At 38.8% G+C, this 22839-nt stretch carries 21 protein-coding genes; 16 read left to right on the forward strand and 5 right to left on the reverse strand.

What is annotated here, in order from left to right:
* Positions 1–23 precede the first annotated feature (23 nt).
* Positions 24–881 carry an endonuclease/exonuclease/phosphatase family protein gene (locus tag AABB81_RS01025; protein ID WP_342158004.1) on the forward strand — a complete coding sequence of 286 codons (858 nt, stop codon included), beginning with the start codon at positions 24–26 and terminating at the stop codon, positions 879–881.
* Here AABB81_RS01025 and AABB81_RS01030 read toward each other — a convergent pair.
* Entirely contained in the window at positions 878–2704 is a 1827-nt protein-coding gene (locus AABB81_RS01030; RefSeq protein ID WP_342158005.1) for a cation:proton antiporter, read from the reverse strand. The two genes, AABB81_RS01025 and AABB81_RS01030, sit on opposite strands and share 4 nt — an antisense overlap.
* Before the next feature lie 132 nt (positions 2705–2836).
* Here AABB81_RS01030 and AABB81_RS01035 point away from each other — a divergent pair, with 132 nt between their 5' ends.
* Positions 2837–3544: a copper homeostasis protein CutC gene (locus AABB81_RS01035; RefSeq protein ID WP_342158007.1), complete on the forward strand. Its 708-nt coding sequence runs from the start codon at positions 2837–2839 to the stop codon at positions 3542–3544.
* A 66-nt stretch (positions 3545–3610) separates the two neighbouring features.
* Here the strand turns inward: AABB81_RS01035 and AABB81_RS01040 are convergent, their stop codons facing one another.
* Complete coding sequence (locus AABB81_RS01040) at positions 3611–4525, reverse strand: bifunctional metallophosphatase/5'-nucleotidase (RefSeq protein ID WP_342158008.1); 915 nt, start codon at positions 4523–4525, stop codon at positions 3611–3613.
* The gene (locus AABB81_RS01045) at positions 4526–5302 is read right to left on the reverse strand and encodes a 5'-nucleotidase C-terminal domain-containing protein (protein WP_342158009.1); all 777 of its coding nucleotides are present in this window, start codon (positions 5300–5302) and stop codon (positions 4526–4528) included.
* An 11-nt stretch (positions 5303–5313) separates the two neighbouring features.
* Here AABB81_RS01045 and AABB81_RS01050 point away from each other — a divergent pair, with 11 nt between their 5' ends.
* From AABB81_RS01050 to AABB81_RS01100, 11 genes are all read left to right on the forward strand, one after another.
* The gene (locus tag AABB81_RS01050; protein WP_342158010.1) at positions 5314–5841 is read left to right on the forward strand and encodes a DUF6913 domain-containing protein; all 528 of its coding nucleotides are present in this window, start codon (positions 5314–5316) and stop codon (positions 5839–5841) included.
* A 23-nt stretch (positions 5842–5864) separates the two neighbouring features.
* Positions 5865–6746 carry a 4-hydroxy-tetrahydrodipicolinate synthase gene (gene dapA / locus AABB81_RS01055; RefSeq protein WP_342158011.1) on the forward strand — a complete coding sequence of 294 codons (882 nt, stop codon included), beginning with the start codon at positions 5865–5867 and terminating at the stop codon, positions 6744–6746.
* Positions 6747–6750: 4 nt separating this feature from the next.
* The gene (locus tag AABB81_RS01060; RefSeq protein ID WP_342158012.1) at positions 6751–7260 is read left to right on the forward strand and encodes a ferritin; all 510 of its coding nucleotides are present in this window, start codon (positions 6751–6753) and stop codon (positions 7258–7260) included.
* 132 nt (positions 7261–7392) lie between these two features.
* Positions 7393–8214, forward strand: a complete 822-nt coding sequence (locus AABB81_RS01065; protein WP_342158014.1) for an outer membrane protein assembly factor BamD — start codon at positions 7393–7395, stop codon at positions 8212–8214.
* Between the two features lie 3 nt (positions 8215–8217).
* Positions 8218–8556: a hypothetical protein gene (locus tag AABB81_RS01070; protein WP_342158016.1), complete on the forward strand. Its 339-nt coding sequence runs from the start codon at positions 8218–8220 to the stop codon at positions 8554–8556.
* A gap of 2 nt (positions 8557–8558) precedes the next feature.
* Entirely contained in the window at positions 8559–9770 is a 1212-nt protein-coding gene (gene coaBC, locus AABB81_RS01075; RefSeq protein ID WP_342158017.1) for a bifunctional phosphopantothenoylcysteine decarboxylase/phosphopantothenate--cysteine ligase CoaBC, read from the forward strand.
* Positions 9763–10653: a type IX secretion system protein PorD gene (gene porD, locus AABB81_RS01080; RefSeq protein ID WP_342158018.1), complete on the forward strand. Its 891-nt coding sequence runs from the start codon at positions 9763–9765 to the stop codon at positions 10651–10653. Before coaBC ends, porD begins: the two co-directional genes overlap by 8 nt.
* Positions 10654–10729: 76 nt before the next feature.
* A complete protein-coding gene (recN, locus tag AABB81_RS01085) occupies positions 10730–12382 on the forward strand; it encodes a DNA repair protein RecN (RefSeq protein WP_342158019.1) in 1653 nt (550 codons plus the stop codon).
* A 95-nt stretch (positions 12383–12477) separates the two neighbouring features.
* A complete protein-coding gene (locus AABB81_RS01090) occupies positions 12478–13296 on the forward strand; it encodes an enoyl-ACP reductase FabI (RefSeq protein ID WP_342158021.1) in 819 nt (272 codons plus the stop codon).
* Between the two features lie 94 nt (positions 13297–13390).
* A complete protein-coding gene (locus AABB81_RS01095) occupies positions 13391–14383 on the forward strand; it encodes a glycosyltransferase family 2 protein (protein WP_342158023.1) in 993 nt (330 codons plus the stop codon).
* 77 nt (positions 14384–14460) lie between these two features.
* Positions 14461–15819, forward strand: coding sequence for a pyridoxal-phosphate dependent enzyme (locus AABB81_RS01100; RefSeq protein ID WP_342158025.1), 1359 nt, complete (start codon positions 14461–14463; stop codon positions 15817–15819).
* A gap of 64 nt (positions 15820–15883) precedes the next feature.
* Here the strand turns inward: AABB81_RS01100 and AABB81_RS01105 are convergent, their stop codons facing one another.
* Entirely contained in the window at positions 15884–16645 is a 762-nt protein-coding gene (locus tag AABB81_RS01105; RefSeq protein WP_342158026.1) for an MBL fold metallo-hydrolase, read from the reverse strand.
* A 92-nt stretch (positions 16646–16737) separates the two neighbouring features.
* Positions 16738–17259, reverse strand: coding sequence for a DUF7935 family protein (locus AABB81_RS01110; RefSeq protein WP_342158027.1), 522 nt, complete (start codon positions 17257–17259; stop codon positions 16738–16740).
* A gap of 202 nt (positions 17260–17461) precedes the next feature.
* Here AABB81_RS01110 and AABB81_RS01115 point away from each other — a divergent pair, with 202 nt between their 5' ends.
* From AABB81_RS01115 to AABB81_RS01125, 3 genes are all read left to right on the forward strand, one after another.
* Positions 17462–19672: an OmpA family protein gene (locus tag AABB81_RS01115; protein WP_342158028.1), complete on the forward strand. Its 2211-nt coding sequence runs from the start codon at positions 17462–17464 to the stop codon at positions 19670–19672.
* A 106-nt stretch (positions 19673–19778) separates the two neighbouring features.
* Positions 19779–22127 carry an ATP-dependent helicase gene (locus tag AABB81_RS01120; protein ID WP_425287330.1) on the forward strand — a complete coding sequence of 783 codons (2349 nt, stop codon included), beginning with the start codon at positions 19779–19781 and terminating at the stop codon, positions 22125–22127.
* A gap of 83 nt (positions 22128–22210) precedes the next feature.
* On the forward strand, positions 22211–22837 hold the full coding sequence (locus AABB81_RS01125; RefSeq protein WP_342158029.1) for a DUF4290 domain-containing protein: 627 nt from the start codon (positions 22211–22213) through the stop codon (positions 22835–22837).
* The last annotated feature ends 2 nt before the right edge of the window (positions 22838–22839 follow it).

Below are 22839 nucleotides of genomic sequence, written 5' to 3' on the forward strand. Positions count from 1 at the left end.
CATTACGATCTAGTTTCAATGTTATGAGGAGCAAAAGTCTTGGAATACTTATTTTTACTTGTATTTGCACAACGGTTTTGGGTCAGGAACTGAGTTTGATGACATATAATATCCGTTATGCCACGGTTAACGATGGCGAAAATCAGTGGGATAAAAGGAAAGCCTATGTAGGCAAACAACTTCTTTTTTATGCCCCTGATATATTTGGTATCCAGGAAGGCCTCGGTCATCAGGTATCCTATCTCGATGATTTTCTTATGAATTATGCTTATGTGGGAGTAGGCAGGGATGACGGCAAGGAAAAGGGAGAGTATTGTGCCATTTTTTATGATAAGCAAAAATTCCAATTGTTAGGAGGGCATACCTTCTGGTTGTCAGAGACGCCTGACAAAGTATCAAAAGGATGGGATGCTGCGCTGGAAAGAATCTGTACCTATGCTTTTTTTATGGACAAAAGGACAGGAAATAATTTTTGGGTTTTCAATACTCATTTCGACCATATAGGTGAATTGGCAAGAGAAAGGAGTGCAGCATTAATCGTGCGGAAAATAGAAGAAATCAATAAAGATGATTTCCCGGTTTTTATCTTAGGGGATTTCAACCTCAACGAAAACACTAATGCTATTCGCTATTTATCTGAACATTTCAGTGATGCGAGAAGGCAGACCATGGAACCGCCTTTTGGTCCTTTTGGAACATTTACAGGGTTCGAGTTTGATAAACCGGTAAGGGACAGGATTGATTATATATTTTGCTCGAAACAGGACATAACTGTAGAAAAATACGGAGTACTCACTGATTCCAAAGATGGGAGATATCCTTCGGACCATTTTCCTGTAATGATCAAGGCTAGATTCAATCTTTTGGAAACTGAAGATTAAAGATCCAGTTTTTTCCCCAGATACATGAGCTTAAATCCTTTGTCTACGGTTATTTTACTTTGGTCGGCCGGGATAATGTGAATTTCGCCGTTAAGGTCCTTCACAAAAAGAGGAATCGATTTCAATTCATTATTTGTGGCCTCTATGATCTGCTGATAATGTTCCTTGGAATTAATCACGACTTCATTGATCACAGGGTAATCCCTCACCACTTCAGAAATATTGATATAGTCATCTGTCTGTGAAAAAAGTCCCAATTCAGGATTGTTTTCAGGATCTCTCATTTCTTCGCTGCTGATCAGCCTGAAGGCCCCTTCTTCACCAAAAACCGATTGAAGTTTTGACAAGGCGTATTCATTAATGGCTCTACTTCCGGTAAGTGCAAGTAAATATCCCATGTCATTTAATTCGATATTTTCGAAAATCTCATCACCATAAATGTCACATTCAATGGCCTCGAGCCCCTCATTCAGCGCTTGAGAAATATTGTTTCTGTTGCTGTCAATCAACACCACCCTCTTCTTATTGTTCTTTAAATACCTGGCGATCAAACGTGAAGGTTTTGAAGCACCAACGATTAAAATCCCTTCAGATTTTTTTAGTAAAACCCCTGTAAGCCCTGCCACAATTCTTGCGGTAGTTGCATTGAGCAGTACTGTTCCAAGAACAATCATAAAAACGAGTGGCGTAATATAATTGGCGTTATCAACGCCCTGCATGGTAAGCTTCAACCCAAATAGGGAGGCAATACCTGCTGCAACAATTCCTCTTGGCCCCACCCAGCTTATAAAAATTTTCTCATTTTTAGACAGGGTGCTCTTCCTGCTGCTCAAGAATACGGCAAGAGGCCTGATGATCAAAACAACAATGACAAATAGAATGAGTGAATTCCAATTGTAGATCAGTTCAAGGTCAAGTATGTCAATATTTGCGGAGAGTAAAATAAAAAGAATTGATATTAAAAGGATGCTGATCGTTTCTTTAAAATATAAAACGTCTTTTAAAGCGGTTAGTTTCATATTACCGAGAACCATTCCCATAATCACCACGGCAAGAAGCCCGCTTTCATGGGCAAACAAATCTGAAAGAACAAACACGGTCAATACAAGGGCCAACGAAACCACGTTGAGTAAATAATGGGGTATCCATCTGTGCTTGAGTGCCAAGGCAAAGGTATAGGCTGAAGTAAATCCAATAGAAAATCCAATAATTAAAATTTTACCAAATTCTATCAATGTCTCTTTGGTGTATTGGGTACCGTGGTCTCCGCCCACGCTAATAAATTCAAAAACAAGTACGGCTACCAAAGCTCCTATAGGATCAATGAGAATTCCTTCCCATTTCAACACGGTTGAGATATCTTTTTTTAAAGGCAGGTTCCTCAGTATTGGGGTAATTACCGTTGGTCCGGTAACAATGATCAGGGAAGAGAACAAAAAGGACAAAGGCCAGTTCAGGCCAATGATAAAATGAGCAGCAATTCCGGCAGTGATCATTGTGATAAAAGCCCCTAAGGTGATAAGTTTATAAATAACGGGTCCGACACTTTTTATTTCATCTTTTTTTAAGGTCAAGCCGCCTTCAAAGAGGATAAGAGCGATGGATAAAGAAACAAAATTGAACAGGCTTTCTCCCGGGAATAATCCGTTTTCACCATCCCAAAGAGGTTCTATCCATTTATTGCCATCATCTGAAAACATCGTGGAGAACGGACCCACGAACAAACCAATGAGAATAAGCGGAAGTATGGCTGGAATTTTAAATTTCCAGGCTACCCATTGAGCAATGATTCCTAAGATGATAATACCAGCGAGTTCGAGCATATTAAATTTTATTGATCGGCTAAAAATACTATTTTTACATGAATCAAATCCTATTTTATGCAAGTAGAAATGTCTTGTTGCACATATTTAATTCTTAAAAACCGAAATAGGGTTTGTAAATACCTGTAAGATATGAAATTTGAATTATGTACAGATAGTGTTGAAGGGGCGACGCTGGCCGGGCAATATGGTTTTACAAGTATAGAACTTTGTTCGGCGCTTTCAGCCGGGGGTCTTACGCCTAGCTTTGGTTTGATCAAGCAATGTGTCGATCAGTCAAAGGTTGAGGTTCATACAATGATTAGGCATAATGAGGGTGGATTTCAAATTACAGAAGAAGATCTGATTCTGATGAGACTGGATATTGAAGCTGCTAAAACAGCGGGAGCCTACGGGGTGGTTTTTGGGATTCTCGACGATAATAATGAGGTTTCGAATAAAAATCTGGATCTTGTACAACTCTCTCGTAGTTTAGGCTTGAAAACCACTTTTCACAGGGCTTTCGACTTTGTCCCTGATTTCAGGTCAGCCATAGAGAAAGTTGTTTCGTTTGGTTTTGATCGGTTATTAACCTCGGGCCTGCATCCCAAAGCAGAAAACGGGATTCAGGTAATTTCAGAGATCCAGCAGACTTTTGGACGTAAAATCCAGGTTATTGCCGGAAGCGGCATTAGTCATGAAAACGCCTTGAGGTTTTCGCTTTCAGGAATTGACTACCTTCATTTTACTGCGAGAAAACCTGAGCGTGAACTGACCGAAATGGGCATGGGGCGACTTATGGTAACAGATGTAAAAAAGATTGAGCAAATAGTGAACCTGCCTTTCGATCATATCAATTAATCTTTTATACGGGTTGATCCCTGTTTTAGATTTTAATCAAATTAAAACCTCAGAACAAGAAGGGGATTATACAATAATGCTGGTTCCTTTGGAAGAAATATTTTTGCTGTGATCAAAAATAAAGTCTATTCGTCCGATATTTACACCCCAGCAGCCAACCTGGTTCACCAGCAAGTTTCTGTTGTCAATATTTTTAACAACAGTAGGTTTTTTAAGAAACGTATGGGTATGTCCGCCAATAATCAGGTCGACGTTTTTGGTTTTTTTGGCCAATGTCATGTCGCTCATCGATTCGGGGCTCCTTTTGTAAAAATAGCCCAAATGCGATAAACAGATCACAAGGTCACATTTTTCATCATTCTTTAAAAGACTCGATATGTCTTGCGTAATTTCAATCGGATCGAGATAAACGGTTTCTTTATAAAGCGCCGGATCAACCAGGCCATTGAGTTTGATGCCCAGGCCAAATACACCTATTTTTATACCATCTCGGTAAAAGATTTTATAGGGTTTTGTTTTCCCCTCAAGAATCGTGTTTTTAAAATCGTAGTTGGCAATGAGAAAATCAAAACTTGCATGCGGCAATTGTTTTTCCAGACCATCAATGCTATTGTCAAAATCATGATTTCCAATGGTTGAGGCATCATAGCCGAGTTTGCTCATCATTTTGAATTCGACCTCACCTCCAAAATAATTAAAATAGGGCGTTCCCTGAAAAATATCGCCCGCGTCGAATAACAGTATGTTGGGGTTTTCATTTCGAATAGTTTCGATAAGAGATGCGCGTTTTGCTACTCCGCCAATATTCGGGTATTTCTGGTGACTGTTTGGAAATGATTCTATATGGCTATGGACATCATTGGTATGTAGGATCGTAATTCTTTTTTCGGTGTTTCGCTCACATGATGCCAAGGGTATTGCTCCCATACTGATCAGGGATCCGGTGGCTATTGTGTTTTTTAAAAATTGCCTTCTTTCCATCTAATTGATTTTGATAAATCTATTGTCTAAAAAACCCCTTAGGGTATCTTGAATTCTCAGGTGATCAATAAGGGCATCCCTTACTTTGTAATCTGTACTAACTAATTCGAGGGGTTCAGTAAAAAATGACATATTGTCTCCTCCATGTTGCAAATAGTCATGTGTTAGCACCCAGTAGCTTTTATCTGTCTCGAAGGCCTTACCTTGAATTCTGATGCTGGAAAGTTTGCCATTGTCTAAAACAAGTTGCAATCCCGAGACCGGATGTGCCTGTTCCTTTTTTACCAGATAATCAAAAAGTTCTGTCACTTTCGCACCGGATAACCTAACCACCACCAGTTTGTTTTCAAAGGGCATCAGTTTAAAAATATCTTTGACTGTAACTGTCCCTTTTTGTATTTCGGTTCTAATTCCTCCGTAATTGAATAAGGCAAAATCTATATGTCTGCCAGATGATTTAAAAAAAATACTGTCGGCACTTTTAAAGCATACATCAGCATAAAAATTCCCCAGAGAACTTTCAAGTTCCGCTTCATTTCTTGAAAGTACCCTGGGATTGTAGCAGAGAGCTTCGTTAATCTTGCTTTGAAGGGCATTCTTATAGGGTTGTATTGCTTTGAGGAACTCCTGATCGGGCTTAAGATCTGGGCTGATTTCGACTTGCTCACCCCGTATCATTTTCAGTTCGCTGTTTTTTTCTTTACAGGAAACAACTATTTTGTTTAATAATGACGAAATAAGTATTAATACTATAATTTTATATAGTTTTGTGCGCATAATTCGGTTGAATGGGAATATTGAATTTAAAGAATAAAACTGCCAACAAATTTATAAAAAACCAACGTAAAGCTGATGGCTTCAACAAGGAAATCAAAGTTAAAGTGGTAAATCGTGTTGGCGTTTTGGCGGAATTGACTTTGTTTCAAACCTATAATTTCACAAAGAGGTTGAGTGAAGCTTTGCATTTGGAACCTGAGGATCTTAAAATTATTTTGTTTGATCCTTCAGGAAGAGGGGTGGCACCCGAGTTATACAGATTATGTGATGAAACGCATTTTGGATTCAATGGAAAGATTAAATCGGAGATCCTTAGTAAATTTGTGAGCAGGGATTTTGACCTTTTGATCAATTACTGTGATCCGGAACTGTTGTTTCCGAAAGTAATCATGCTTAAATCTGCGGCCCAATTGAAAGCGGGATTTGACCATGAATCTAATTTTTTCAACGATATTTCGATCAAAACCACGGGGAACGATATCGATACTTTTAACGACGAACTGGTAAAATATTTACAAATACTGAAACTGATCAAATAACTGCGATAATTATCAAATAAACAATGGAACAATTTAGAGGAACAGGGGTGGCATTGATAACGCCTTTTACGTCGAATCGAGCTGTCGATTTGGAAGCCTTAGAAAGATTAGTGAATTATCAGATTGATAATGGCGTGGATTATCTGGTGGTTCTAGGAACCACCGGAGAAACGGCTACACTATCCAAAGAGGAAAAAGAAATCATAAAAGCAAAGGTCCTGGAGGTTAATAAAGGAAGGTTGCCGGTTGTTTTGGGGCTGGGAGGAAATGATACGCTCAGTTTAGTAAAGGAGCTTAAGGAGGGTGATTTTGATGGTTTTTCGGCAATATTATCGGTTTCCCCTTATTATAACAGACCCACACAAGAAGGCATATATCAGCATTATAGAATGTTTGCCGAAGCGAGTCCTTTACCGGTTATTTTGTATAACGTACCTCCACGAACCGGGAGCAATATAACTCCTGACACTGTAATCAGACTGGCCAATGACTGTAAGAATGTCATTGGGTTAAAGGAGGCCGCAGGAGATTTTGAACAGGCCCTCGAGCTCCTCAGGAGGAAACCTGCTGATTTTCTTCTTATCTCAGGAGAAGATAAACTGGCTTTGCCTTTTGTTTTGGCAGGAGGAGCCGGAGTTATTTCGGTGATTGGACAGGCTTTGCCCAAAGCATTTAGTCAAATGATACGTTTGGGTTTTGAGGGAGAAAGTCAGAAGGCTTTTGAAATATTTTACAGTTTAGCCGAAAGTATTGATTTGATCTTTTCTGAAGGCAACCCGGCAGGTGTCAAAAGCATGCTGGATGCACTAGATATATCAAGGTCATTTGTGAGAATGCCTTTAGTGTCTGCAACACCAGAATTACGACAAAAAATTAATATCTTTGTCACTAAATTTAAAAGTTAAAAAAATGGTTTCAAATAAAATTCAAGAAGCATTAAATTATCAGATTCAAATCGAGGCTGAATCTTCACAAATATACCTAGCCATGGCTTCATGGGCTGAAGTCCAGGGGTTTGAGGGAGTTGCATCGTTTATGTATGCCCATTCTGATGAAGAAAGAATGCACATGCTTAAATTGGTGAAGTTCGTCAATGAAAGAGGTGGTCATGCACAGATTACACAATTGGAAAAGCCGCCTGTGTCATTTGGGTCTTTCAAAGAAATGTTCCAGAGCTTGTTTGATCATGAAGTAATGGTCTCTCAAAAAATTAATGACCTTGTCGATATCACCCTAAAGGAAAAAGACTATGCAACGCATAATTTCCTCCAGTGGTATGTGGCTGAACAGATTGAAGAAGAAGCCTTAGCCAGGAATATTCTTGACAAGATCAATTTGATCGGGGATGACAAAGGTGGCCTGTATCTGTTTGATAATGATGTAAAACTGTTGGTCTCTAATGCTGCTGCACCGCAGTAAACAGGATTTTTTAACAGTTTGTATATTATATAATTAAGAATCAAGTGGTTAATACTTGATTCTTTTTCTGTGTATGCAAAAAATATTTTTTCTAATTTCATTTTAAAAGAGTAATTTTGCCAGATGCAAAAAATGAAGAAGTTAGCCTTAATCATGTTAATGAGCTTTTTAATGGGTTCATGTGGTGAATATCAGAAGGTTTTAAACAAAGGTAAGAATACTGAAAAGTATCAGATGGCGGTTGCTATGTATGAAAAGAAGGAATACAAAAAAGCCATCACCCTGTTTGAAAAGATTATGGGGCCTTATGCCAATAAACCTCAAATGGAAAGAATCCAATATATGATCTCAGATTGTTATTTTCAAACTGAGAATTATACCATGGCTTCTTATTATTTTTCAAAATTCATCACCAATTATCCTGAAAGTACAAAAGCTCAGGAGGCGGCTTACCTGAGTGCCAGGAGTTATTATTTGGCATCACCTGTTTACAGCAGGGATCAGGAAGATACCTACAAAGCTTTAACGGCGTACCAGGACTTTATTGATAAATATCCAAATTCTGAAATGATTGAGGAAGCTAACAAAGATTATGCGGCATTAAACAGAAAATTACAATTCAAAGACTTTGAAGTAGCAAGACTATATTATCACACTGAAAATTATAAAGCAGCTATACAAGCCTTTGAAACATTTAATGAAGACCATTTGGGCTCTGAATTCAAAGAGGAAACCTATTATTACAGCTTTAAGTCTGCCTACGCCCTGGGGATGAATAGTGTGATCACAAAAAAGGAAGAAAGGTTAAATGATGCCATAAGGTCTTATAAGAAATTTCAAAAGTCCTTCCCGGAATCAGACAGGATGAAGGAGTTAAATGGCTCGTATGCTAAACTTGAGCAGGAATTGATGAAAACAAAGGAATTATTCACTACAATATCACAAAATAATTAACAGATGAAAGATTACAAGAATACAGAAGCTCCTGAGAGCACGATTACTTTTGACAAAGTTAAAATTGAAGAGCCTACTCATAATATTTACAAGGCTATTTCTATTATGTCAAAAAGGGCAGCTCAGGTTAATGAAGATCTGAAAAGTGAATTGATTGATAAACTTGAAGAATTTGCGACTTTCAATGATAGTCTTGAAGAAGTTTTTGAAAACAAAGAACAGATAGAAGTTTCTCGTTTTTATGAGCGTCTTCCAAAACCGACTTCTATCGCTGTTGAGGAATGGCTCAAAGGTGAAATATACTACAGAACACCAGATACAAGTAACGATAATTTAGACTAATTATGTCTGTTTTAAGCGGTAAGAATATTCTTCTCGGAGTTACTGCTGGAATAGCTGCTTACAAAACATCCTTCCTGGTAAGACATTTTATTAAGGCAGGTGCTGATGTAAAGGTAGTGATGACACCTTCCGCTAAGGATTTTGTTACTCCGCTTACCCTGTCAACCTTGTCGAAGAATCCTGTTTATTCTACTTTTTATGATAAAAATGAAGAGAATGAATTGTGGAACAACCATGTAGATTTGGCACTTTGGGCAGATTTGATGGTGATCGCCCCGTTAACAGCCAATACCTTGGCGAAAATGGCCGAAGGTATCTGTGATAATTTGCTTTTGGCAACATATCTTTCAGCCAAATCCACTGTTTATTTTGCTCCGGCCATGGATTTGGATATGTATCAGCATGAAACTACATCCACAAACATTAGTACCCTGGAAAGAAGGGGGAATGTTTTTATTCCGCCTGCATACGGAGAATTAGCCAGTGGCCTTGAAGGCGAAGGAAGAATGGCAGAACCTGAAGAAATCGTTGCTTTTATTCAAAAGGATCTGACAGCGAGTTTGCCACTCAGAGGAAAGCGCGTTCTAATAACGGCCGGACCGACCTACGAGGCAATTGATCCGGTAAGGTTTATCGGAAATCACTCTTCTGGAAAAATGGGTTTTGCACTCGCAGAGGCGGCAGCTCAGTTAGGCGCAACCGTGATACTGGTAACAGGTCCGAGTAATGAAGCTTTGCATCACACAGCCATAGACAGAATTGATGTGATGAGCGCAGCGCAAATGTATCAAACCATACATAAGTTTTATGGAGAAGTCGACATAGCCATCTTTTCGGCTGCGGTTTCTGATTTTACTCCAAAAGTTGTATCTTCTCAAAAAATAAAAAAGAAGACTAGTGAGATGCAGATCACGCTGGTGCCAACTAAAGATATACTGGCTTCTGCAGGAGCTGTAAAAAATAATCAATACCTGGTTGGTTTTGCATTAGAGACTGAAAACGAACTTGAAAACGCAAAAGATAAGATCAGGAAAAAGAATCTCGATCTGATCGTACTGAATTCTCTTCAGGATAAGGGAGCTGGTTTCAGATCTGACACGAACAAGGTCACCCTTATCGATAAAAATTTTCAGATTCAGGAGTTTGGCCTCAAAAGCAAACAGGAAGTGGCTACTGATATTTTTAATGAGATTTTAAAAAGTGTTCATGCGTAAGGTTTTAATCATAGGTCTGCTCTTATTCGGATTGAAGTTGTCGGCACAGGAATTAAATTGTGTTGTTTTTATCAATTCGGCAGAAATTGGTGTTTCGAACAAGAAGATTTTTGACACCATGCAGAATGATATCTTTGAGTATATGAACAATACCAAATGGACAAGTTCAGTGTATAGAACTCATGAGCGCATTGATTGTTCAATTACCATAAACATTTTGGAGGCTTTGTCGACCAATAGTTTTCGCGGCAGTTTACAACTTAAAATTTCAAGACCTGTTTATAATGCCACTTACACAACATCTATTTTAAATTTTAACGATAATGATATCTCTTTTAGTTACGAGGAATTTCAACCTCTGGTGTACAATGAGAACTCTTTTGATTCCAATCTTGTATCTCTTTTAACTTTTTATGCCTACACCATTTTGGGATATCAGGCAGATACCTTTGGTTTTAAAGGCGGTGAAAATTTCTTCAAGCTTGCCGAAAATGTAGTTAATGTGGCGCAGCAAGGTGGTGGAATAGGTTGGAACAGGATCGATGGAAATTATACGCGATATCAGTTAAATGAAAACCTGTTGTCTCCTGTGTATGAACAATACAGAAAAACGATGTATGAATACCATCTGTTAGGGCTCGACAGAATGGTCGACAATACAAGGGAAGCCAAAGAGGTTATGAGCAAATCAATTACAGACCTTCAAACACTTTATAATGAGAGACCGAATACTTTTTTGATCAGGGTATTCTTTGATACTAAAGGAGATGAAATCGTTGATGTTTTTTCCGATGGGCCCAGAATAGATACATCAAAATTACGCGAGGTACTATCCAGAATTTACCCTGCTTTTGACGAAAAATGGAAGGAACTTAAAATCTAGTCTCTTTTGAATATCAGTGTGACTTTTTATCTAAGTTTGTTTATTGATCAATATCTTTATTAATTGAGTAGATTTTATGCTTGCATCATTGTCCATAAAGAACTATGCCCTGATAGAAAACCTAAAAGTCGATTTTAAGGATGGACTGTCTATCATAACAGGTGAAACCGGGGCGGGTAAATCAATTTTGATGGGAGGTTTAGCCCTCGTGCTTGGAAAAAGAGCAGATACCAGTCTGGTTTATGACAAGGCAAAAAAATGTGTGATTGAAGCAGAGTTCCAAATCGGAGCCTACCATTTGAAAGCATTTTTTAATGAAAATGACCTGGACTATGATCCTTGGGTAATTATAAGAAGAGAAATCTTACCCAATGGAAAATCAAGGGCATTTGTGAATGATACACCAACAACCTTAGCAGTATTAAACAGTTTGTCGAGGCAGTTGATCGATATTCATTCTCAACATGAAACGTTGCAGTTGGCTGATCCTTTATATCAGTTTCATATTATAGATGGGCTGGCCGATAATGCGAAGTACTTGAATGATTATCAACATGCGCATGGACACTATAAATTTTTACTGAAGAATTTAGAGGCATTTAAAGAGGCGCAGCAACAGGCTCAAAAGGAATACGACTATCATATGTTTCTCTGGGATGAACTGGATAAAGCTGATTTAAAAGTTGAGGAACAAGAGGCCTTGGAAAAGGATCTTGAAAAACTGGCACACGCCGAAGAAATCAAGGCCAATTTATCGGGTATACTCGAAATTTCGGAAAGGGACTCGATAGGTGCATTCAGCCAGCTTTCTGAAATAGGCCAACAATTATCGCGTATAGGATCGTATGCTGATCTTTACCGGAGCTTGTCGGAAAGGATGAAAAGTTTGTTGATTGAATTCAAGGACCTGTTAGAGGAAATTGAATCTGAAAATGAACACTTGGTCTATGACCCCGAGGCATTGGAAAGGGTTGAGGACAGGCTGCAGCTCCTCTATGATTTACAGAAGAAACACGGAGTTTCAACTGTTAAAGAATTGATCGAAGTTCGTGATGGCTATCATTTGAAAATCGAGAATGTTGATCAGGCTGAAGCTACAATTGACAAAATGACGAAAGAAATAGGAGAGACAGCAGCAGCATTAGACAGGGTGTGCATGCAATTATACAAAAGAAGAAAAGAGGCCATCCCTAAGTTCGTTTCTCAAATCGAAACATCTTTGACGGGACTTGAAATGAAGAACACCCGCTTAAAAGTAGAACTTTCAGGAACAGATGAGTTTTTATCGAATGGTAAAGACCAATTACTTTTTTTGATGTCATCTGATAAGGGAAAAACGTATGAAGCCATGAAGAAAGTAGCATCGGGAGGCGAAATGTCAAGGATGATGCTGGCTGTTAAATGGATACTTTCTCAATATTCAAACCTTCCGGCTATTATCTTTGATGAAATTGATACAGGAGTTTCGGGAGAAGTTTCGAACAGAATAGCGGAGGTCATGTTGGCGATGAGCAGAAACATGCAGGTAATTACCATTACGCATCTTCCGCAGGTTGCAGCTAAAGGACAGCATCATTTTAAAGTATTTAAAGAAGAGCACAAGGAAGGTGTTTCATCAAACATAAAGTTATTGAATGAAGATGAACGTTTGGTGGAACTCGCTGAAATGTTGGGAGGTGCCAAAATTACAGAATCTGCCATAGCCCATGCCAAGCAGCTTTTGTCATAAGATTCATATAAAAATAAACACTTAACTTTGCCGCTGTCCGATAAGGAACTGTCGGTAGAAATGGATAGGAATAAAAATAAAATAAATCAAGAAGTATGTACAATCTATTAAAAGGAAAGAAAGGAATCATATTTGGAGCTTTAAATGAAGACTCAATTGCCTGGAAGGTTGCTGAAAGGGCACATGAAGAAGGAGCAACTTTTGTTTTAACCAATGCACCTATTGCTATGAGAATGGGTGAAATCAATAAGTTGGCTGCAAACACGGGGTCAGAGATTATTCCTGCCGATGCCACCGTTATGGAGGATCTGGAGAATTTAGTAGAGAAGTCTATGGAAATTTTAGGAGGAAAGATCGATTTTGTGCTGCATTCAATTGGTATGTCAATTAATGTGAGAAAAGGAAGGCATTATACCGAATCTAACTACGATTTTACACATAAAGGTTTTGATGTTTCTGCTTTATCTTTTCACCGGGTGATGAATGTACTGTACAAAAAAAATGCCATGAGTGAATGGGGATCCATTGTTGCATTAACCTACATGGCTGCACAGAGGGTTTTTCCTGATTATAACGATATGGCTGATAACAAGGCCTATTTGGAATCCATAGCAAGAAGCTTTGGTTACTTCTTCGGGCGGGATCATAAAGTCCGTGTAAATACGATTTCCCAGTCTCCGACACCAACGACTGCAGGAAGTGGTGTTAAGGGCTTTGGCGGTTTTTTAAGCTATGCAGAAAAAATGTCTCCTTTAGGCAACGCGACAGCCTTGGAATGCGCAGACTATACCCTTACACTATTTTCTGACCTGACACGTAAAGTTACACTTCAAAATTTATACCATGACGGAGGATTCTCAAATATGGGGATCAGTGATGTTATTATGGATAGTTTTATGGAGGGAAAAGAATGAATCAATTTTGAATAACATGCGATGATCGGGAATTTTTTGAGTGGATCTTAATTTTCCCGATTTATTTTTAAACTTAAGCCCCAGATTTTTTACCGTGCGTTTTTCTATAATCATACCAGTGTACAACAGGCCTGAGGAACTCGATGAGTTACTTCAAAGTATTGTTGAACAGGATGTTAATGATAAAACGGAAGTAGTTGTTGTAGAAGATGGCTCTTCGATAGTAAGTAAATCGGTTGTAGACAAATACATGGGTCATCTTGATATAAAGTATTGTTTCAAGAAAAATTCCGGACCCGGCGAAAGCAGAAATTATGGAATGGAGCGTGCTTCAGGAGCTTATTTTCTGCTCTTTGATTCGGATTGTATCCTGCCCAAAGGATATCTGTCTACTGTAAAATATGAGCTTGATGCCCAATACACAGATGCTTTTGGCGGACCGGATGCCGCTCATGAAAGTTTTAGCAGCTGGCAAAAGGCCATTAATTACTGTATGACTTCTTTTCTAACTACAGGAGGTTTAAGAAGCAAAGAAACTCCTTCGAGAAAATTCCAGCTAAGAAGTTTTAACATGGGCCTTTCAAAGGAGGCGTTTACTTTGACTGGCGGGTTTTCAAAACAGCGAATAGGAGAAGATATTGACCTTAATTTCAAGCTTTTGAAGCACGGTTGTTCCACTCGATTGATTTCAGACGCATTCGTATACCACAAGAGGCGTACTTCCTGGCTGGCATTTTTCAGGCAAACCAGGAATTTTGGGGCTGCCAGGCCCATTTTAAATAAAATGTATCCGGGCTCAGGTAAGTTGACCTATTGGTTGCCATCGGTTTTTATCATGGCTTTTATCGGAGCCATTGCTTTGACTTATATCGGTTATTGGGCTGCACTGGTCATCTTCTTTTTATATATGTTTCTCGTCGCGGCAGATTCCTTTTCTAAATCCAAACAGATCACAGTGGCTTTGTTAAGCGTGCTGGCCATGTACATACAATTCTTTGGGTATGGATGGGGTTTTATACGTACTTTCTTCAGGCTTCATGTTCAGCGCATGGACTTCAAAGAGGCTTTCCCTGGAATGTTCGCGTAACAATTTTCTGAACCCTTTGGTTTCTTGCTGCTTTCTCATTTTATTTTCCTTAAATTTGATCATATCAAATACAGCAAATGAATTTCGCCAAAAACATTTTAGAAACCATTGGAAACACCCCAATGGTAAAACTCAATAAAATTGTTGAAGACATAGATGCTTTGGTCTTGGCCAAGGTTGAAACATTTAATCCCGGTAATTCCGTCAAAGACCGTATGGCGCTTAAAATGATTGAGGATGCAGAAGCTGCCGGATTGTTGAAGCCCGGAGGAACCATAATTGAAGGAACATCCGGAAATACGGGGATGGGACTTGCCATCGCTGCTAATATCAAAGGTTATAAATGTATTTTCGTTATTGCTGATAAGCAGTCGAAGGAAAAAATTGATATCCTGAGAGCCTTGGGAGCTGAAGTGGTTGTGTGCCCTACTCATGTGGAGCCCCAAGACCCAAGGTCTTATTATTCTGTTTCGAAAAGGTTATCTGAGGAAACTCCGAATTCCTGGTACGCGCTGCAATATGACAACCTCTCAAATACAGCAGCTCATTATGAAAGTACCGGACCTGAAATATGGGAACAAACTGATGGAAAAGTGACACATTTTGTTGTGGGTGTTGGAACCGGAGGGACGATCTCGGGAGTTGGTAAGTTCCTGAAAGAGAAAAACCCTGAAATCAAGATATGGGGAATAGATACCTATGGCTCTGTATTTAAAAAATACCACGAAACAGGAATATTCGATCAGAATGAAATTTATTCTTATATCACTGAAGGTATCGGGGAAGATATTCTGCCAAAAAATGTAGATTTTGATATTATTGATGGTTTTGAAAAGGTCACGGATAAAGATGGAGCCGTTTATACCAGGAAACTGGCAAGAGAAGAGGGTATTTTTGTTGGAAATTCTGCGGGATCTGCCATCAAAGGTGTACTGCAATTAAAAGAACATTTTAAACCTGATGATGTCGTCGTCGTCCTGTTTCACGACCATGGCAGTCGTTATGTAGGGAAAATGTTTAATGATGACTGGATGCGTGAAAGAGGATTCCTTGACGAAAATATTACCATTGCCGCTGATCTGATCAAAAATAAAAATAAAGACTTGGTTTCGGTTAAAACTGAAGAACTGGTTTCTCATGCGATTGAGCGCATGCGCAAATATGAAATATCCCAACTGCCAGTTACAGATGCGGATGGTTTTGTAGGTTCTCTTGATGAAAGTCAGTTATTCAGGTTGTATTTCGAAGATAAACACATCGCGGACAAACCCATAAAGGATGTGATGAGCAAGCCTTATCCGGTGGTGAAAAAGACCGTGTCAGTGGAGAAGATCTCCTCTCTGATCCACAAGAACAATCAGGCTGTGATTGTTGATTCGGGAGATGGTCATTACCATATTATTACCAAACATGATATTATAAGGGTAATACATTGACATCATGATTTCATAAAAAAATAAAACCGCAAAAATCAGTAGCCGCGATTGGTTGAACAAAAGCTTAATACTCCGGGTACCAGTTGCGAAGCCTTACGTCAATTTCAGGATTTTGCTCATTGACCAGCTTTTTAAAAGCTTCTGTATCACTCATATCAGGGTTCCCCCGATAGTGGTAAGGATAAACGACTTTTGGTTTAAAATCTAAAACGGCACTTGCAGCCTGTTCGATATTCATGGTATAAGGCAGGTTCATGCAGACAAAAGCAATATCGATATCTTTTAATTCACGCATTTCAACGATATCTGCCGTGTCTCCCGAAATATAGACTTTCTTTTTACCAATTTGCAGGAGGTAGCCGTTGCCTCTTCCTTTTACATGCTTGGCATCAGCTGATTCCGGTAAATTGTACATTGGGATCGCTTCAATGCCAATACCTAGTTGCTTACTGTGCTCACCATTTGCCAGAATCACCAATTGGCTGTGGTATTTTTCAGAAATTTGATCGGCTACTGCCTGTGGTACTACTATTTTGATTCCCTCTGTTTTGAGCGTATCCAGTGTATTTTCGTTTAAATGATCTCCGTGGATATCAGTGATCAAAATTAGATTTGGTTTTGCTATACCTGCAAAAGCCTCAGCTCCTCCATATGGATCGACATAAATTACATTGCCTTCATATTGAAAGGCAAGTGTTCCATGGAGGATGGGTTGTATTACAAGGTTTCCTTTTTTTAATTTAAATACATCAGCCTCAGGTCTTTGCCCGGATATAAATAAGGTGTTCAAAAAAAGAAGGAAAACGAAGAATAATTTTCTAGTCATGGTACGGTATTTTTTATTGTTAAAAATAATGAATTAAGGCAAAAGATTTCACGTCCAATAAAGTGGTCATAAAGGATTAGCAAATAGGGAGCCTAAAAGATTTTTTTAACCTCTATTTTTAAATAAGATATTGCCGCACTTGTAGGGCCCTCGTTTTTACCGAGATTACGCAATATATCTTTTCTTAAATCTTCAGCAGTTTCGACTTCTTTTTTTGCAGCCGTCGTATGAATGATTTTGACGATTAAATTTTTTGAGGTGACTACCGCTTTCCAGGCTGTTTCGGATACATAGATCTGTTGGGCCAGGTTGTGCTCAAATTCCTGTTCGACAATGCTGATTAATTTATGACTGTACTTTTCAGGATCTTTTCCAGTAGGCTTGATTCTGATCAGTAATTTATTCAGAGAGATGCGTTCCAAAAATAAAATAAGTCTTTCAAAAGCCTGCAAACGCAATGGTAAAGCCAGCTTTTGACTTTCTTTTCTCAGTAAATAATTTCGTCGCTTATCTTCATTGGTAATAAAATATTTAAAGAAATAGAGCGCAACGAGTCCGGTAACGACAGCTGGTAAGGTATAAGCTAATAATTCTATAATTTTTGTCAGGTCCATAGATAGGAATTTGTGGTTTATATATGGCTTATGTAACTATCGTTACAAAGCCGAAATAAGATGATATTTGTCACAATTACTTGTAACATATGACACTAAATTTGGCCAAAATTAACAGATCGTTTAGGTCAAAAAGAAGAAATTATCTTTGATTGAGATAATTTCAGTTATCTTTAGATAATACGACACAAATTTAATCATTATGATACACAAATCAATCAAATTATTTTTAATCCTCTTAAGCAGTGTGGCTATGGCTCAAACTGGTCACTTGATGCAAGGTGTTGGGGCAGTTAATATGTCAATGGGGGGAGCCGCTACGGCCCAACCACTTGATATAAGTGGTGCAATGCAATGGAACCCTGCGGCACTTTCTGTGTTTGATGGTTCTATTTTAAAATTTGATATAGGAGCCTTTGAAGGTGTTCCTGAATTATCATCTTCGCTTCCTGCAGGCATGTTAGGCCCGGGATCTCCATCAGTTAGTGGTTCAACTAAATCTGAATTGGGGTATAATCCAATGCCAGCAATTGGGTTTGCATGGGGAAAAGCAGACTCTAAACATACTTTTGGGGTTTCAGCATTTGGAATAAGTGGTTTTGGTGTAGATTTTCCTCAGGAAAACAATTTGCCGATTGGTGCTGATGGTAACCCAAATCCTAATTGGAATCCTAATGATTCAAATCCTATTCTGTTTCCTCAAAATTTAATGGGTTTCGGAAACTTGCATTCTGAATATATGTTGCTGCAAGTCGGTTTTACATGGGCTTATAATTTTTCTGAAAAATTTTCTATCGGTCTGCAACCAACTTTTAACTACGCTTCTTTAATTTTAGAGCCTAATCCATTGGCTGCACCTAGTCAGACTTTGGGATATCCGTTAAGTGAATCAGCTTCTACTACTGGTTTTGGAGGACAAGTAGGTTTATTCTATGATTCATTAAAAGGGTTTAAGATTGGTGCCTCTTACAAGACACCTCAATATTTTTCTAAATTTGATTTTAAGAATAATTACTTGGATGGCTCAGCTGCTCCTAATGTGGAATTCACTATGAATTATCCTGCGATTTATTCAATTGGCCTTGGTTATTCAAAAGGAATCGTTGATATCGCTTTAGATTATCGATATGTAGATTATGAAAGCACTGAAGGATTCGAAGATTACGGATGGGAAGTTGCTGAGGAAGGCCCTTTTACAGGTTTCCCTACAGGAGCTGTTAATGGTTTTGGATGGCAAAATATTTCTGTTGTTTCAGCAGGACTTCAATTAAAAGCTATTAAAAAATTACCGTTAAGATTTGGTTATACCTATAGTTCCAATCCTATTCAGGATGAATTAGCCTTCTTTTCGACTCCGGCAACTGCAATTATCGCACATGCTTTTCAATTTGGGTTGAGTTATGAAGTAAGCGATTCTTTCAGAATTGACGCTGTATATCACTACGGAATGAGTGATGGAAAAACAAGTGGAAATCTTTTGAATCCTACTCCGGCAATCGATTTTAATGGAGACGGATTTCCTGATGGACCATGGGATGCAGATAGCAACCCTTTAGGTAAGATCCCAGGATCAGAAGTTGCTTATGAAATGACGACTCAGATGTTTATGCTGGGCTTAAATTTCAATTTAAAGGGTAAAGACACAGATGGAGATGGCGTAAAAGATAAGGATGATCTCTGCCCTGAAGTAGCAGGCCTTGAACAATTCAACGGTTGCCCCGACACTGATGGTGACGGTATCCAGGATTCTGAAGACAAGTGCCCAAATGAAGCTGGCTTGGCCAAATTCAATGGTTGTCCCGATTCAGATGGTGATGGTTTTATAGATGCTGAAGATATGTGCCCCAATGAAGCAGGTTTGGAACAGTTTAACGGTTGTCCTGATTCTGACGGAGACGGTGTAATGGATTCTAAAGATGCATGCCCAAATGAAGCAGGTCCTGTTGAAAATAAAGGTTGCCCGGTACAAGATACTGATGGAGACGGTGTTCCTGATGATCAGGATAAATGTCCTAACGTTGTTGGATCAGTTTCAAACTACGGATGCCCTGTAGTAACAGAAGAGGTTCAAAAGCAAATCACTGATTTGGCAAGAGCCATTTATTTTAAAACAGGACAAGATTCTTTTACTGATGAAACACAAATCAGACTTGAAGGGATTGACAGGATTCTTGCTGAGTATACCAATTCAGAATTTGTAGTCGAAGGACATACTGACAGCACAGGTAGTGATAAAATCAATAGTGAATTATCACAAAAAAGAGCAGATGCTGTCATGAATTATTTAATTGAAAATGGTTTCCCGGCAGAGAATATTACTGCTATAGGCTACGGATCTTCTAAACCTATTGGCGATAATAGCACCTCTAAAGGCCGTCAGGTCAATAGAAGGGTTGAGATTTACGCCAAGTAGCAGGAGATAATTCACGAATTTTAAAAACCGCTTTTTTAAGCGGTTTTTTTTTTGACAAAATGTCAATAACTTTTATTGCCGTTCTTCAATAACCATTGTATTTTTGATGAAAAACGCAGGGGTAGTGAGTAGTTATTTGGATGAGTTAAACGAGGCACAAAGGGAGGCAGTTCTTCAAAAAGAAGGACCCATGATCATCATCGCAGGAGCCGGATCAGGTAAAACCAGGGTTCTGACCTATAGGATAGCACATTTGATGAAAAACGGGGTAGATCCGTTTAATATTCTGTCACTCACGTTTACCAACAAGGCAGCCAGGGAAATGAAAAGCCGGATAGCCGGCGTCGTCGGCCCAAGTGAGGCCAAGAACCTATGGATGGGCACTTTTCACAGTGTTTTTGCAAGAATTCTTAGAAGTGAAGCTGAAAAACTGGGTTATCCCTCTAATTTCACTATATATGATACGCAGGATTCTGTAAGGCTGATCAGTTCCATTATCAAGGAATTACAACTTGAAAAGGAAAAATACAAGGCCAAACAGGTTCTTGGAAGAATATCACAGTTTAAGAATAGCCTGATTACCGTAAGGGCTTATTATCAGAACCCTGAGCTGATAGAAGCGGATAAGGTATCAGGAAGGCCCAAAATCGGAAGCATATACAAAGAGTACGTCGATCGCTGTTTTAAGGCAGGCGCTATGGATTTTGATGATTTGCTGTTAAGAACCAACGAATTACTCACCAGGTTTCCTGAGGTCCTTGCCAAGTATCAGGACAGGTTTCGCTATATATTGGTCGATGAGTATCAGGATACGAATCATTCTCAATACCTTATTGTCAGGGCACTGGCAGACAGATATCAAAATATATGCGTGGTAGGTGACGACAGTCAAAGTATCTACGCTTTTAGAGGAGCTAACATTAAAAACATTCTTAATTTCCAGAAGGATTACGATGATGTAAAAATGTTTAAACTTGAACAGAATTATCGTTCATCCAGTACCATTGTTCAGGCCGCGAATAGTGTTATTGATAAAAACAAGACCAAGCTCGATAAAGAAATCTGGACGGCAAATCAAGAGGGGGAATCCATCAAGATCATGCGCACTTTTTCTGAAGGGGATGAAGGCCGGTTTGTGGCCAATTCCATTTTTGAGAATAAAATGCAGCAGCAGCTTCCAAATAACAGTTTTACGGTTCTCTACCGAACCAATGCGCAATCGAGAGCCATTGAAGATGCTTTAAGAAAGAAAAACATCAAGTATAAAATTTATGGGGGCCTTTCATTTTACCAAAGAAAAGAGATCAAAGATACTTTAGCCTATTTAAGGTTGCTTGTCAACCCCAATGATGAAGAAGCACTTAAAAGAGTGATCAATTATCCGGCCAGGGGTATCGGTCAAACTACTGTTGATCGATTGGTCATTGCCGCAAATCACTATAAGATTTCAATTTTTGAATTACTTCATCAATTGGATGGTTTATCGATCAATATTAATTCGGGAATCAAAGCTAAACTTAATAATTTCAGAGACATGATCAGGAGCTTTCAGATTGAAGCCGCGTCTAAAAATGCTTTTGAAGTTGCTGACCTCGTTGTTAAAAAAACTCGTTTAATCCGGGATATTGAAAGTGAAGGAACGCCCGAGGCAGTAAGCAGGGTTGAGAATGTTCAGGAACTGATGAACGGCATCAAGGATTTTATTGAAGAGCAACATCAAAAGGAAGAAGACGCTTCCCTGGCTTATTTTCTTGAAGATGTGGCATTGGCAACTGATTTTGATAAGGATAAGGAAGATGTCCCAAGGGTTTCTCTCATGACTATTCACCTTGCTAAAGGATTGGAATTTCCCTATGTTTATATCGTGGGTCTTGAGGAGAACCTTTTTCCTTCGGCTATGAGTATGAACACAAGGAGTGAAATAGAGGAGGAGCGACGATTGTTTTACGTGGCACTGACAAGAGCGCAAAAACAAGTCTACCTGTCATATGCCCAGTCAAGGTACAGATGGGGGAAACTTATCGATTGCGAACCCAGTCGCTTTTTAGAGGAAATAGATGAAAAATATATTGATTTTATCAGCCCAAAGAAGGAACAGGCAGCGGGTAATAAATTTATAAATAAAGACATTTTTGGGATCCCTGATGAAAATAGGATCAGATTTAAAAAACCCTTGGTCAGAAAAGTTGAAAAGCCTCTCAAGAAAACAGCGGCTAAACCGGTTCAGGTTAAACCGGCCAAAAACCTTAAAAAGCTAAGCGACATGCAGGGGTCTCAAAACCTCTTCGATCATGACCTGCTTCAGGGTAATTATGTGGAACACGCTAAATTTGGCAAGGGAGAAGTTCTTTCGGTTGAAGGCACCGGGAATAGTAAAAAGGCCGAAATCAGATTTGAATCAGGCGACACAAAGAAGTTATTGTTGCAATTTGCTAAGTTGAAGATTATTGGTTAAATCGTTGCTTTGATCATTAAAATAATTGTTACTTTGCAGCAAGATAAAAATTTAATAAAACGTAGGCTTAAAGAAACGGAAGGATGGATTTAGAATACAATTCAGATCGCGAACATTTGATCATACCAGAATACGGCAGGCATATACAAAAGCTTGTCAATCACTGTATCAAATTAGAAGACAGAGAAGTGAGAAATACCATGGCAAAAGCCATAGTTCAAGTCATGGGAAATATGCAGCCGCATTTAAGAGATGTACCCGATTTTCAACATAAATTATGGGATCAGTTATTTATTATGTCCGATTATAATTTGGATGTCGATACGCCATATCCAAAACCGGAAAGGGAAATTTTACAGGCAAAACCCGAAGCGATGGAGTATCCAAAATCAGCTTCTAAATACAGGTTTTACGGAAATAACATTCAGATCATGATCGACACGGCACTCACCTGGGAAGATGGCGACATGAAAGATGCGCTGGTATTCACCATAGCCAATCATATGAAAAAGTGTTATTTGAATTGGAATAAAGACACAGTTGATGATGAAGTAATCTTTAGCCATTTAAAAGAATTATCTGGAGGAGCACTGGTGCTTAAAGACAAAGAAACGTTGTCGGAATCAAAGGACTTGTTGAGAAAGAAACCGGCTAAAACCTATCAGAAAAGCGCACAAAAACAAGGTAAAAAGAATTTTAGAAAAAGATAGTC

The sequence above is a fragment of the Lutimonas vermicola genome, from assembly GCF_038433205.1.
In the GTDB taxonomy this organism is placed as follows: domain Bacteria; phylum Bacteroidota; class Bacteroidia; order Flavobacteriales; family Flavobacteriaceae; genus Lutimonas; species Lutimonas vermicola.